Here is a 12178-nt window from a genome sequence, read left to right as displayed (position 1 = left end):
CGGGGCATTTGCGGCATCAGTCGACGACAGCCCCGGGGTCCCCGGCGGCGACGAGACAGACGACGAGTTCGGTGATGTCCGGGTGCCCGCAGACTTCAACGCCGTCGGATGCGGGACGTAACGGCTCGCTGCGCTTGCCCGGCACGTCGTGCGGCGCCACCACGACCGGTGTGACCGACGCCGACACCGAACTCATCTGGGGCATGCTCCAGTAGGTCCGGCCTCCCGCCCGCTGCCTGGGGCTTGCCTTGCTCGTACGAGTGCGCCCGCGTCGTGGCCGCTCGCCCGGGTCCCCGCACATCCCCGCTCCAGGAGGGTGCTGGCTGGGGTGGATCGGTCTCGTGACTCGCGGTGATCTGACCGATGCCGAGTGGGAGTTGATCGAGCCGCGCCTGCCGCTGGGGGCGTTCGGACCGATCCCAGCAGTTTGGGCAGCAGTGGAGGTCAGCGGGCTCGGGAACGTTCCCAGACTGGAAGGTGTGACGCCCTGGCGTCTCCTATATGGTGCCTGTCCCTGGACAGCGGCTGTGCGCTGCATGCATGGGTGAGCGGAAGCGACTGATACCGGCGTGGTTTTGCCTGTGACGGGGTGGAAGCTGGTCTTCTGGTGTACATAGGTGTGCTCATCGTACGTCCTTGTTCCGTAACTCCTTGATCACGTCGAGTGTCGGCCGTGGTGACCGTAAAAGAACCGCAGTGATGACCGACACTCCTCAGGGCGATCCGCCCGCCGCCGACGAGGCCGGACGCAGTGTTCTCCTTTGGCACCCGCTACCCCTGGTGCGGGCCGGCGCGGCCCCCGTGCGGAGCCGATCGCCGACAACCTCAGTCCCAGCCACCGGGCCCTGCTGGAGCACCTGCGCCACTAGAGGTCCGCTCGACAGATCACCCTGGACAAGCTCGCCCGGCGCACCGGCTTCTCCAAGACCTGCGGGGAGGCAGACGGCTGCGGGACGATGCTTGCGTCGGGTCGAGAGCTGGTCGCCACGCCGAATATCGGGTGGCGCCGCTCTTTCCCGCCGTGGGAGGCTCGGTGCACCACCGAAGGGGTGTAGCTCAGCTGGCCAGAGCGCCGGTCTCCAAAACCGGATGTCGCAGGTTCGACTCCTGTCACCCCTGCTCGACGGCGGGGCCCACCCCCCGCTGGATGTGAGGGCCGGGCGACGCGCTGCATAGCCCTCCGGGAACCGTCCGAGCCCAGGGGCGCCCGGGGCATCCCGCTCGGCATCGTCCGGCCGATTTCACTCCCCACCACATGCACGATCACGGGTCGGCGAGATCAATTCCCTGGGTTAGCTGCAAGATCATGCCATTGAGCGCAGCGACCGGAGATCAGCCCGTATGGTGTCTTCTCGCGGGGATCGAGTGATGGCTGTGGCCGGTGAGATGAGCCTTTTATGGCCTGTCTACGCAACAATGCGTACTCGTAGAAGATTGCACGGTCGCCCAGTTGTGTTGCACGAAGTGTCTGACCAGACTGGCTAATTGACGGCCCAGCATATGGGTTGAAAGGGGTGCGTTCTCATGGCGTCTTCAGTCCCCAGCGCACAGGTGGTCAATGTCGATAAGGACGAACAGCTCGTCCTGCACAGGCTCGACGGCAAGGAGGAGGGGGCAGGCGCGAGCAACCACATCATCCTGCACAGCACGGAACCCCTCGACGGCTTCGTGCGTTACCTGACGGACTACGACCCCAGCTACACCTTGGTCAACATGTACCAGGGAGAGTCGGTCTTCCTCTCGTATGGAAGCTACCTCAAAGCCCGTAGCGCGGAGAGCAAACATGCGAGCTCTCTCAACGCGGTCGACTTGGGCTGGGGACGAACAACGATCAACCCCGAGCTCACAGTTCCCAACCCGAAGGGAAGCACTCGGCTCAAGATCTTCAACAAGGTGATGCAGGGGGCCACCATGATCCTCTCCCCTGCAAGCGCAGTGGCAACCTTCGTGCAGCACGGCGTCCTGAAGCGGGACTATTACGTCATGCTCTCAGGTACGCAACACCTCATGGGCCTGAAAGGGGAAGTAACCCGCGTCACTCTCCATGAGTGGGATGCCGGCACGAAGGACGATGTGGTTCAGCTGAGCCTGCAAGACGTGGGTAAAGCGTTGCGGGAACATGCGGAAGACATCAAGAAGCTCAACGAAGGCGCCGCGAAGGCCTTCCTCCGTGAGATCAGCGAACACCATGAGCACAGCAAACATGCGCCCCGCTTCGAGGAAGCACTCAAAGGCTGACCCGGGACGCCCCTAGAGGCGATCGGCCGCCAGCATGGTGTTGCGGGCCAGTTATTCGCGACGAGAACAGGTACCTGCAGAAGCCGCTTTCCATGCGGACGCGCCATGGCCTCAATTCCGCGTCACGGTCGACCAGGCCCTCGGCGCCCCGATCGCCGTGCACCACCTGGCGCCCATGGCTGGGTTCAACACCATCGCGTCAGGACGCCCAGCACAGCAACCGCAAACTACGCACACTTTCCCAAGAAGCCGTTTTTAACCGATGCTGGAATGGGAAAGTCGAATAGAATGCACGGCAGGAAGGTTGGCGGCTGCGTACTCGTCCGCTATGCGGAACACGCTGGCGCAATGAGGACATTCCGCGCGGCCCATGAGATACGTGATGCCCTCGGCCAGTCGGTCCTGACCGTCACGGACTGCGAGGTTGTACATCCACCGCCCCATGCCGTCGAGCTCCGCGACGGACGCCGGCCGCAAGTCGCGCTGGTCGACATCACCCGCGTCCCGGTCCCGGCAGGCCGAGTAACACCCGTATCCGCCGATGGCGATGGTCACATCCAGGGAGCAGTGCGGACAGGCAACTTCGTAGAAGTCGTCGCTGAAGTCACCGAGGGCGGCACTCCAGTGGAACTGCCCCTCTATCGCGAGGAGAGTGCGAAAGCCCCGGACGTAATCGGCCGGACGCGTTCGGAGACGCTGGTCCACCAGTTCCCGGAGCTCCGCGATGGCGTCGGGGCTCTCCACAAACATGCGATCGCCCCGGTTGTCCGTCATCGCGCTCCGCACAATCGCCCCGGCCATCTCCAGCGCCTGCGTTTCGCTCCGGGCGAGCGCGACCAGACGTGGCAGCGCGGCGAGACTCCCTGGGACGAGTGTCTCTCCCTCGACGCACAACATGGTCCCCAGCTCGCGCCACACGCTCTCGCCGCCGGCCCCTGCCTCTACCTGGTCCAGAAGTACGGGCAGGAGCTCGGCGGTCCGAAGTGCGTACGGGCGCCCCCACTTCGTCACCCTCACATTCAAGCGTGCCGAGAGTGACCGCCAAAGGCGGGGACCCACAGCCTCATCAGCTGGAGCGCGTCCATCGCGCGTGCCATGGGGCGTGGACCCACGAGCGGCCTCCCGATCGGTGATCTTCCGGCCGTATGCACACGACGTCAGGGCCTCCTGGTAACTCGGGGGCGACCTCCCCAGTCGCCGCCCACCGCCTCGACAGCGTCGGGCAGGCTGGTCGCCTCGGCCGGGGTGCCCGTGAGCGCCGCGTTGGACGCAGACGTAAGTACGTGGCAAATAGGTCGGATCCTGTCCTTGTTCCGACCGGTGCACCGGCCGCGCCCACACCAATGGCTCCACCAGGCCCCTGAGACCGGCCCCACCGGCCCGCCGGCGGGCGACCCGTCAGCCGGTCGGCATCCACGGCACCACCATCGTCAGCCTCTTCGTCTGTGATCACTCCAAAACGTCGTGGCGGCCGCCTGGGAGTCGGCACCGGCGTCATCCGACGGCTCTGCCGGACAGCCGCCACGCACTGGCTAAGGGGGCTCGTGTTGCCACTGGTGCAGCGTGAGGTCGGCCTGGTACTCATCGGCATGGCCACGCCACCGCGTGCAGTACTGACGCCCCTCGCCCGGGGCGATGTACGGGGACGGCACCGGCTGTGTCCCTGGAAGCGGACGCGCAGCTCGTCGGCGGGCCGGGTAGGCCCGGGAAGTCCTCCACAAGTTCAGTTCTTCTGCTGGGATTGCGCGTTGGCGGCAAGCCGATGCGCCGGCTTCCTGCACTTGTGTGCCGACATTATTCCAAAACGGCATCGCCCGGCGTGGCGCTCACCGGCCATGGCTGCGAAGGAGTGGACATGCCCGGTCAGAGCGTCCAGTTCGGAGCAGAGGGCCCGGACGGTTTTGAGCGCCGAGCCCGGAGCTGGAGTACGACGCTTCGTCCAGCGCTCGGTACGTCGGCGAGAAAGCACGGGCAGGAGCTTCGAGCGCACAGGCGCTATAGCCTCGGCCTGTGAACAACAGCCGCAGCCGGACAGGGAAGCATCACCCCCACGAGCTTCCGGTCTACCAAGCGCTCCTGGACGGTACGGATTGGGCATCGCTCGAAACGCCGTCCGGGCCGGGGACCGGCCAAGCCTTGCCCGCAGCGCTTGCACGCATGCTCAGCCCCGACCCGGTCGTCAGGTCGGCCGCCACCGATGACGCGTTCAGGGAAGTGACCCACCAGAACACCGTCTACGAAGCCACCGTGCCCGTGGCGCTCTACGTCGCGGCCATTCTCCACCACCCTGCAACCCGTGCGGGCGACTTCGATGCCGACGTGCCACCGCGCCGTGCCACCCTCATGAGGCTGCTTGATTGGCTCAGCGCCACCGCCTACGACGCCGACGACGAGTGCGTCGCCGTCGGCGAACGCCACTTCGGCAAGGAGTTCCTCGACGAGGCCGGGGAGATGCGCGCGTTCCGGGACCTGCGCCCGGCGATTTTCTCCGCTGTCCATCCTCTTCTCGGCCACGACAACGCAAAGGTACGTGAAACGGCTCTCGTCGCTGCGATCCCCCTCGCAGAGCACCCCGTGCTCACCGCACACCGGGCTGAGCTGATTGGCCATGCCCGCCGGCTGCTGGCCACCAGCACCGACCGCCGCAACCGAGACCGCATTCTGGACGCGATGAAGGCATGGGGCCAGGACACCAGTGACCTGCAGAACGCGGACGACATCGCGGCCTGCGAGCGTTACGCCCGTTTCAAGGCGGAGCGTGATTCCTGGTGGGCGGCCGACGGAACAGGCGGCTACTCCGAAGACCCGCCGTTCTGACTTACTGATCGTTTCAGAATGCCGTCGTGCGGAGACCCTGGCGCGAGGACATCGAGGTTCTCAAGCGGGCGACAGATTTCTTAGCGAAGGAGACCCGGTGACGGTGCACCCGTTCATCGAGGCGGAAAAGCATCGGTCACAGCGTCAAGCGTGCGTGTGAACTGCTGCAGGTCTCCCGAACCGCCTTCTACGCCCGCCGCACCGCCAAGCCGGGGCCGCGGGCGGTCCGGGACACCGGGCCGGCCGAGAAGATCACGGGAGTCCATGAGCGGTCCCGTGGAACCTACGGGGTCCAGCGGGTCCATGCTGCCCTGCAACGACAGGGCGAGGTTTGCGGACGGCGCGGCATCGCCAGACTGACGCGCGACGCCGGGCTGGCTGCAAGGCCGCCACCACAGGCGACGGCGGCCGACGACCATCCCCGACCCGCGGGCGAGCGGCCGCCGCGCGGCCCGACCTCGTCGTCCGCAACTTCGCTCCCGACCCGCATGGCCTCGACACCCGCTGGTGCGGTGACATCACCTACGTTGCCACCGACGAGGGCTGGCTCTATCCGCGCAGCCGGTGATCTTTCATTCGGATCGCGGCTGTCAGTACACCAGTCAGCAATTCGCCACGCTGGCAGCGGAGTTCGCCCGTCCGCCTGTCCGTCGGCCGCGCCGGGCAGTGCTGGGACAACGCGCTCGCCGAGACGTTCTTTGCCACCATCAAACGGGAATCGCCAGACACGAGCTCCTGGCCCAGCCGCGCCGCTGCCCGCACCGCGATCTTCAACTGCATCGAGGGCTGGTACCACTTGCACCGACTGCACAGCAGGCTCAGCTACCGCAGCCCCGCCGCATACGAGAGCCGCCCGGCGGCGTCGCCGTCGAGCCGGCCTACCACGGTCTCGGACGCTCCCGGGGCGGGCTGACCACCAAGATTCATCTTGCCGCCGAGCAGGGGCAGAAGCCGCTGTCCGTCGTGATCACAGCCGGTCAGCGGGGTGACTCGCCACAGTTCGAACCGGTCCTGGACGCGATCCGGGTGCCCCGACTCGGCCCTGGACGGCCTCGCAGGCGACCGGACCGCGTACGGGCCGACAAGGCGTACGACTCCCGCCGCAACCGGGCCTACCTGCGCAGATGCGGGATCAAGGCGACCATCCCGGTCCCGGCGGACCGGGTCCGCAACCGCCACAAGCTAGGCTCCCGGGGCGGCCGGCCTCCGAAGTTCGACAAGAGCGACTACCGCGAGCGGCATGCCGTCGAGTGCGGCATCAATCGCCTCAAGCGCCATCGGGCCGTGGCCACGCGATACGACAAGCTCGCCGTCCGCTACGAGGCCACTGTGCTGGTCGCAATGATCAACGAATGGATATGAGTGGTTCTGGCGTACCCCTGATCGCTAGCCTCAGCGGCTATGAAGCAGCGGCAGCAGAAGAAGCTCTCCCACCGCCTTTTCGAGGCAATCCTGTCAGGTGACGCCAGGAGCGCGAAAACCCTGCTGCGCAGTGGAGCAAGTCCGGAGAGAAGGAACACTGACGGCACCACTCCTCTGTACCTCGCATCGGTGCAGGGAGAGGTCGAGGTGGCCCGCTTGCTCATCGAGGCCGGCGCTTCCCCTGACACTGAAAGCAGCGGCCCCGGCTCGGAGGGCACACCGCTGTGCGCAGCTGCTTGCTGGGGACACACCGCAACGGTCCGGGAACTGTTGGCGCATGGCGCCGATCCCACCCTCCGCGAAGACCACGGCACAGGCTGGTCCCCGCTGGACTGGGCGGACAATGGCCCCCACCCCGACACTGCCGAGATCCTCAGGGCAGCAGGAGCGCACCCAGCAACGAGAGCTCACCCAGCTCCGTAGCCAGGAAAGTCTCACTACTCACTTTCCCAACAGGCCCTAGGCTCACCCTCATGTCCGTTCCAGCCCCGCATTTGAACGAGGGCAGGTCGTCGCCGGGACGGTTTCCGAGCGCATCAAAACCTGTGCCCAAAAGGTTGGCATGCAGCGCAAGATGTTCGCCCGGGTCAACGCGGTCTGCGCGCACTTGGCCTTCATGGCTGTGGCGCCCGCCTCCCGCGGGCAGGGCATCGGCCGGCAGCTGGTCCGTGCAGCCGCCGACGTCGAGCGTCGGCGCGGCCGCATACCAGGCGGGCTCCACAGCCCCCGTAGGCGTGTTCTGCCAGGCCGGGACAACCACCTTGTACAGCCAGACGCCCGGGACCTGCTGGCGCTCCTGGAGGCGGCCGTTGACCTCCTGGCCGTCGGGGAGGATCACGATGATGGACGGCGGCCCGGACTCGGGTGGCGTGTCCGCCACGGCTACGCCGCCTCCTGGCCCTCGCCGTCCTCACGTTCGAGGGCGTGCCTGAGCTGGGAGCGGGCGTCGGGCCGCTCGGGTCCGGCAACCTCGTCCCAGAACGCGTGCGTGAGAATCGCGGCGGTGAGGACGCGTTCCCGCTCGCGCGGGCGCGGCGACTTCCTGCTGCTCCTGCTCCGTCCAGCCCGGCGAGTCCGGGTAGGCGCGCGAGGTGGCGAGCCAGTAGCCCTCGGGGCGCTGCTAGGCCTCCATCGGTTCGACGGTGTAGGGCAGCCGCTTGTACAGGGCGGTGAGGTCGGCCCGCACCTGGGTGAGTTCCTTCTGCTCTGCGATGAGGTCGCCTGGGTAGTCGTACGTTGCCGCCACGGCCCCAACAGTAGTTCGACCCGGTAGCCGTCCAGTCCGTACGACGCGGCGGCACTACGCGCCCGGCAGCTGCTGATGACGGCTCAGGGCTGGTCGGGCGGGGTGTCCTGCCAGTGCCAGCCGTGGGTGGCCATGCACTCCTTCGTCCATTCCATCAGCAGGTGCGAGCCCTCCTTGACGCGGCTCTCGTCATGACCGCCGTCGTTGGCGAACCACTGCACGAGAAGGCCGGCCGCCGGGCGGTCCACGTCACCGGTGTCGCACACCGGGCACAGCTCTAGGTGGATCGGCCGCCCGTGTTCGTCGTCCTGCGGCGCCACCCCGCTCGTGATGAGGTCGCCCCGGCAGCGTGAACACTGCGGCAGCCGGTCGGAGAACTGCAGCAACGCCATGGCTAACCCCCTTGCTTCGGACGTGGCCCTCCACCCAAGACCCGCTGATCTACGCCGTCAACCCCACACGCAACGGTGGGGTGCCCGGCCGCGGAATCTGTCCATAGGGGAACGGGTGTCTGCTGGAGGAATGATCGACGACGACGACACGCAGCCGCCGGCCCGCGCCGCAACAGGGTCCTGGACGCCCTCAAGCGGGCGGAGCGCAAGGTGTTCACCCGTCCCGCGCCGAAATCCGCGAAAACCCAGATGGAATTCCTCTACACGCGCGCCAAGAAGTCCACGAAGGCCCTGGCCGAACAACTGGGCGTCTCGCCCCGCACGGTGCAGCGCTACCGCGCCGGACAGCAGACGAGGCCTCAGAAGAAGCTGCGGGCCGCCCTGGTGGAGGAGACCGATCCCAGTGACAACCGCAGGTCAGGGCACAGCCGCGGGAGCGAGCGGCGACCTCCAGCGGCATGATGGTGGGGGTTACGGCCTACTTCGGATTCACCTGCACGGGCAGCTCGGACGACGGCCGCATCCGCACCATCACCACCCCGATCTCGCTCACCTACGCGAAGCAGATCCTGGATCTCCAGGAGGCCGGAGCGACGGGAGGAGGACCTGCATCCGATCGTCGCGGAGGCCATCACCGAGTCGTATTTCACGGAATGGGGCACCCGGGACGATGGCCTGCGCGCGGATTTCACGCACGTCCAGGCCATAGATTTTCAGTTCTGACACGGCCGAATTCAGGGCCTGCTATAAAACAATCCGTGAGCCGAGGCACGATAGCTGTCACCAAGGCAGGCGTGTTATCACCAGGGTCGTCGGACCGGAGCACGCCGAGCTAGACGCTCTTGTTGTTGATGGCACTGTTCCCTTCGGGGCCCTGCAGTCGTGACATGACCCCTCCCAAGATTCTCTGCACCCATACTTCGCTGATGAACAAGAGCCGCTCCTCGCCTGCATACACGCTGACGTAGGCATCGTTGAGCCAGGGCGTCGCCGCGAACTGGGTGAGCTGAGCAGTCAGTGTGGCCTCGTGCACGAACTGCTCGAGGAGCGGATGGAAGCCGGCATAGGGAGGGATCTCCCACGGCTCGGAAGCATGCTCGTACCCACTGCCGCGATACGCATCCGACTCCACGAACTCCTCGTACGCCCACTCATCAACGGCGTAACGGGCTGGCGCGGTGCAGTGCGCGGAAGAGCACCACGCCGGGTGGTCCATCACGCGACCGGTGAAGACTTCTGACTGCTCATGCATGTACCTATTCTCCGCGAACCCTTCGCCGGCGAAGGGCCACCGCCAGTCCCAAACGTCCCCACCCTTGAAGATCTCTAGTTGCCGAGGCCGGTCTACAGCTCCGGTGGCCCGATCCAGCGCCGGAGCCGGTGACACCTACCGTGCCTCGCGTGCTGTTAGTGACAGGTAGCGCGCCGACCTCGTGACTGCCACTGTGCTTTGCGCGCTCGAAGCCGCAGGCCAGCTGGTGCCGATGGTGACCACTACCCTGCTTCGGCTCAATCAGGCGGGCCGTCGTACAGCGCTCTAGCGGCGGCCCGCTCCGAATCCGCACCACGAATACGAGGCCGATGGTGACCACGCACTGGCCGCCCCGGCGCGCTGCGCGCCGCTCGCTCGCCCCGCGCGTTGCCGCGCCCCGAGCGCCGGTCGACCCCGCCCGCATCGGCCGCCGCGTCGTCCGGCGCCGGGCGAAGGGGATGGACGCCTGCGCCGTCGCGGCGGTCCTCGAGGACGCCCGGTTCGACGCCCGGCAGGACTCCAGACACGAGGACCTGGCGGACGACGTCCGCGGCCCTGCGGAACTCGCGGAGTGGGAACGCATCGCGCAGCTGCTCGCCGACGCGGCGCCGGGCACCGTCTACGACCCCGACGCCGACGCCGACGACGTCGTCCAGGCCAAGCTCGCCGCCGACACCGCGGCCGCCGCCCGGGAAGCCGAGCTCCGCGAGGCCGCACGGATCGCGGCCCGCGCCGATGAGCTCCAGGCGCTGCGCGAGCTCGGCACGCTGGAGCAGACCGAACCCCGCGAGGGTGACGAAGCCGCCCGGGACGAACTCACCCGCCGTGCGGGCGGGTACGTCCAGGCCGACGTCGACGCCTGGCTCGCCCACGCCCTGGCCGCGCACCTCGGGCACTACCGCGACCCGGCCGCACGCGAGGCCGCGGCCGGCCTCCTGCCGCCGCCGCTGCTCACCCACGCCGCGCTCGGCACTGTGTACGCGTGGACCGAGCCGCCGCTCGGCGAGACGTACTACCCCGGCGAGGACGTTTTCGCGAGGCCAGCGTCTCCAGCTGCCTCGTCTATGCCCCCGGCCTGCGCGAACGCGTCGACCAGGCACGAGCTCGCCAAGCCGCGCATGGCCACCAGGACCAGCAGAGCGGACGGAAAGTCTCCACCGCCAGCGAGCACACTGACCTACTCCTCGCGAGACAAGAGATCAAACGGCTCAGAGCCGAGAACGGTCAGCACCGTGGGGCCGGATCTGCGACCTGTTCCGCCGATGGCAGCGGAACGGCACCTGGCACCGGATACTCACCCGGCTGCAGTCCCTGGCCGACGCGGAAGGTGCAATCACGTGGGACCTGAGCGTCGACTCCACGGTCTGCCGTGCCCGTCAGCATGCGGCCGCGGCCCGCAAGCAGGGTGATCTGCAGAAGGAACCGCCGGGCGGTGTCTCCAGCGAACCTGGTGATCACGGGCTTGGGCGCTCGCGCGGCGGGTTCACCACCAAGCTGCACCTGGCCGTCGAGCAGGCCAGAAGCCCCTGTCGATCGTCATCACGGCCGGGCAGCGCGGCGACTCGCCGCAGTTCGAACCCGTACTGGAGAAGGTGCGCGTGCCCCGCATCGGGCCGGGCCGGCCACGCGTCCGCCCCGACCTGGTCCGCGCGGACAAGGCGTACACCTCCTGCAGGAACCGCGCCTACCTGCGTCGCCGCGGGATTCGCTGCACCATCCCTGACAAGGCCGACCAGGCGCGCAATCGCCGAAGGCTCGGTTCCCGTGGCGGCCGGCCGCCGCGCTTCGACCCGGCCGACTACCGTGAGCGACATGCGGTCGAGTGCGGGATAAACCGCCTCAAGAGGAACCGCGCGGTCGCCACGCGCTACGAAAAGCTCGCCGTCCGCTACGAGGCGACAGTCCTGGTCGCGGCGATCAACGAGTGGCTGTAATCCTTCACTGACAAGGCATGGGGGTCCACGGCAACGCCTCCCGCCATCCCTGTCGATCGTGAGCCCAGTCCATCATCACCTTGGCGGTCGCCTCTTCCGGGCCGAACACTTCATGGAGCCTTGGAACGTGGGCCTGGTAGTGCTTGTCTGCACTGCCTTCGCGGTACTCGACCTGGTAGCTGAGGTCGTCGTTCAGGTACACCTGAATGTAGTGCTGATCCACAGGCTCCAGATCGAGTCTTTCCAGGATCACAAACCGGTGCGACAGGTTCATCTCAGACAACAGGTCGTGCAGAGCCTCCTCGGTCGGATCGTCCACGGTACGACCGCCCGCTTCAACTACACGCAGCACTGGCTTCAGCATGCACGCGACTGTACCGACCCACAGGACTCAACTGCCCAGCAGTCCACTTCCGCAACAGGCCCTAGGTCGTGTCCGGAAAGTCAGGGGAGCCAGAGTCGGAGGCAGGCGAGGGTGACCATGGCTTCGAAGTGGGCGGCTCGTTTGTCGTAGCGCGTGGCCAGGGCCCAGTTCTGTTTGAGGCGGCTGAAGCAGCGTTCGACGACGTTGCGGCGTCGGTAGGCGACTTTGTCGAGCCGGCATCGGGCTTCGCCGCGCCGGATGCGGCCGTTGATCTGGTCGATCCGCTCCGGGATCGTGCAGGCGATTCCCCGTCGTCGCAGGTAGGCGCGGATCTTCCGCGCGGAGTAGCCCTTGTCGGCGACCACTCGGTCGGGCCGGGTCCGTGGCCTGCCCCGCCCCGGCCGGGCGACCTTGATCCGGTCCATGACCGCTTCGAACTGGGTGCAGTCGTTGACGTTCCCGCCGGTCAGGGTGAAGGAGAGCGGCCGGCCCCGGCCGTCGCAGGCCAGGTGG

General features: G+C 67.3%; 12 protein-coding genes, 1 tRNA gene and 4 pseudogenes. 10 read left to right on the top strand and 7 right to left on the bottom strand.

Annotation, left to right across the window (positions count from 1 at the left end; genetic code table 11):
• Positions 1-16 precede the first annotated feature (16 nt).
• Positions 17-196 (bottom strand): hypothetical protein, encoded by a 180-nt coding sequence (locus ACZ4M5_RS33890; protein WP_467742801.1) that lies wholly within the window; start codon positions 194-196, stop codon positions 17-19.
• Positions 197-1045: 849 nt separating this feature from the next.
• Between ACZ4M5_RS33890 and ACZ4M5_RS33885 the strand changes: the two genes are divergently transcribed.
• Both ACZ4M5_RS33885 and ACZ4M5_RS33880 read left to right on the top strand, forming a co-directional pair.
• Positions 1046-1119, top strand: a tRNA-Trp gene (locus ACZ4M5_RS33885).
• Between the two features lie 405 nt (positions 1120-1524).
• A complete protein-coding gene (locus ACZ4M5_RS33880; protein ID WP_467742799.1) occupies positions 1525-2238 on the top strand; it encodes a hypothetical protein in 714 nt (237 codons plus the stop codon).
• A gap of 255 nt (positions 2239-2493) precedes the next feature.
• On the opposite strand, the gene ACZ4M5_RS33875 is transcribed toward ACZ4M5_RS33880, so the two are convergent.
• Positions 2494-3249, bottom strand: a complete 756-nt coding sequence (locus ACZ4M5_RS33875; protein ID WP_467742797.1) for a hypothetical protein — start codon at positions 3247-3249, stop codon at positions 2494-2496.
• Positions 3250-4248: 999 nt separating this feature from the next.
• On the opposite strand from ACZ4M5_RS33875, the gene ACZ4M5_RS33870 reads away from it, so the two are divergent.
• From ACZ4M5_RS33870 to ACZ4M5_RS33845, 6 genes and pseudogenes are all read left to right on the top strand, one after another.
• Positions 4249-5055: a hypothetical protein gene (locus tag ACZ4M5_RS33870; RefSeq protein WP_467742795.1), complete on the top strand. Its 807-nt coding sequence runs from the start codon at positions 4249-4251 to the stop codon at positions 5053-5055.
• Between the two features lie 131 nt (positions 5056-5186).
• Positions 5187-5435: pseudogene (locus ACZ4M5_RS33865) on the top strand (IS3 family transposase); the annotation flags it as partial.
• A gap of 194 nt (positions 5436-5629) precedes the next feature.
• Positions 5630-5968 carry an integrase core domain-containing protein gene (locus tag ACZ4M5_RS33860; protein ID WP_467742873.1) on the top strand — a complete coding sequence of 113 codons (339 nt, stop codon included), beginning with the start codon at positions 5630-5632 and terminating at the stop codon, positions 5966-5968.
• Positions 5896-6417: an IS5 family transposase gene (locus ACZ4M5_RS33855; RefSeq protein WP_467742871.1), complete on the top strand. Its 522-nt coding sequence runs from the start codon at positions 5896-5898 to the stop codon at positions 6415-6417. The genes ACZ4M5_RS33860 and ACZ4M5_RS33855 overlap by 73 nt, the downstream gene beginning before the upstream one ends.
• Before the next feature lie 39 nt (positions 6418-6456).
• Positions 6457-6900 (top strand): ankyrin repeat domain-containing protein, encoded by a 444-nt coding sequence (locus ACZ4M5_RS33850; RefSeq protein WP_467742793.1) that lies wholly within the window; start codon positions 6457-6459, stop codon positions 6898-6900.
• Positions 6901-7039: 139 nt separating this feature from the next.
• Positions 7040-7129: pseudogene (locus ACZ4M5_RS33845) on the top strand (GNAT family N-acetyltransferase); the annotation flags it as partial.
• A 230-nt stretch (positions 7130-7359) separates the two neighbouring features.
• Here the strand turns inward: ACZ4M5_RS33845 and ACZ4M5_RS33840 are convergent.
• Positions 7360-7723, bottom strand: a pseudogene (locus ACZ4M5_RS33840) (nucleic acid-binding protein).
• Between the two features lie 83 nt (positions 7724-7806).
• Positions 7807-8115, bottom strand: coding sequence for a DUF6300 family protein (locus ACZ4M5_RS33835; protein WP_467742791.1), 309 nt, complete (start codon positions 8113-8115; stop codon positions 7807-7809).
• 249 nt (positions 8116-8364) lie between these two features.
• Between ACZ4M5_RS33835 and ACZ4M5_RS33830 the strand changes: the two genes are divergently transcribed.
• Entirely contained in the window at positions 8365-8577 is a 213-nt protein-coding gene (locus ACZ4M5_RS33830) for a hypothetical protein (RefSeq protein WP_467742789.1), read from the top strand.
• A 370-nt stretch (positions 8578-8947) separates the two neighbouring features.
• Here the strand turns inward: ACZ4M5_RS33830 and ACZ4M5_RS33825 are convergent, their stop codons facing one another.
• On the bottom strand, positions 8948-9367 hold the full coding sequence (locus ACZ4M5_RS33825) for a hypothetical protein (protein WP_467742787.1): 420 nt from the start codon (positions 9365-9367) through the stop codon (positions 8948-8950).
• 1230 nt (positions 9368-10597) lie between these two features.
• Here ACZ4M5_RS33825 and ACZ4M5_RS33820 point away from each other — a divergent pair.
• Positions 10598-11301 (top strand): annotated as a pseudogene (locus tag ACZ4M5_RS33820) (IS5 family transposase); the annotation flags it as partial.
• Positions 11302-11305: 4 nt separating this feature from the next.
• Here the strand turns inward: ACZ4M5_RS33820 and ACZ4M5_RS33815 are convergent.
• On the bottom strand, positions 11306-11665 hold the full coding sequence (locus tag ACZ4M5_RS33815) for a hypothetical protein (RefSeq protein ID WP_467742785.1): 360 nt from the start codon (positions 11663-11665) through the stop codon (positions 11306-11308).
• Positions 11666-11745: 80 nt separating this feature from the next.
• The coding region (locus ACZ4M5_RS33810; RefSeq protein ID WP_467742783.1) for an IS5 family transposase at positions 11746-12178 on the bottom strand (433 nt) is incomplete at its 5' end.

It is taken from the genome of Streptomyces sp. NPDC026246, assembly GCF_055567995.1.
The sequence above is the reverse complement of the archived record's forward strand: the minus strand, read 5'-3'. Positions and strand labels throughout refer to the sequence as shown.

Coding starts and splice junctions, on each gene's coding strand:
- ACZ4M5_RS33890 (WP_467742801.1), bottom strand. CDS start 196: ATGAGTTCGGTGTCGGCGTCGGTCACACCGGTCGTGGTGGCGCCGCAC.
- ACZ4M5_RS33880 (WP_467742799.1), top strand. CDS start 1,525: ATGGCGTCTTCAGTCCCCAGCGCACAGGTGGTCAATGTCGATAAGGAC.
- ACZ4M5_RS33850 (WP_467742793.1), top strand. CDS start 6,457: ATGAAGCAGCGGCAGCAGAAGAAGCTCTCCCACCGCCTTTTCGAGGCA.
- ACZ4M5_RS33835 (WP_467742791.1), bottom strand. CDS start 8,115: ATGGCGTTGCTGCAGTTCTCCGACCGGCTGCCGCAGTGTTCACGCTGC.
- ACZ4M5_RS33830 (WP_467742789.1), top strand. CDS start 8,365: ATGGAATTCCTCTACACGCGCGCCAAGAAGTCCACGAAGGCCCTGGCC.
- ACZ4M5_RS33825 (WP_467742787.1), bottom strand. CDS start 9,367: ATGCATGAGCAGTCAGAAGTCTTCACCGGTCGCGTGATGGACCACCCG.
- ACZ4M5_RS33815 (WP_467742785.1), bottom strand. CDS start 11,665: ATGCTGAAGCCAGTGCTGCGTGTAGTTGAAGCGGGCGGTCGTACCGTG.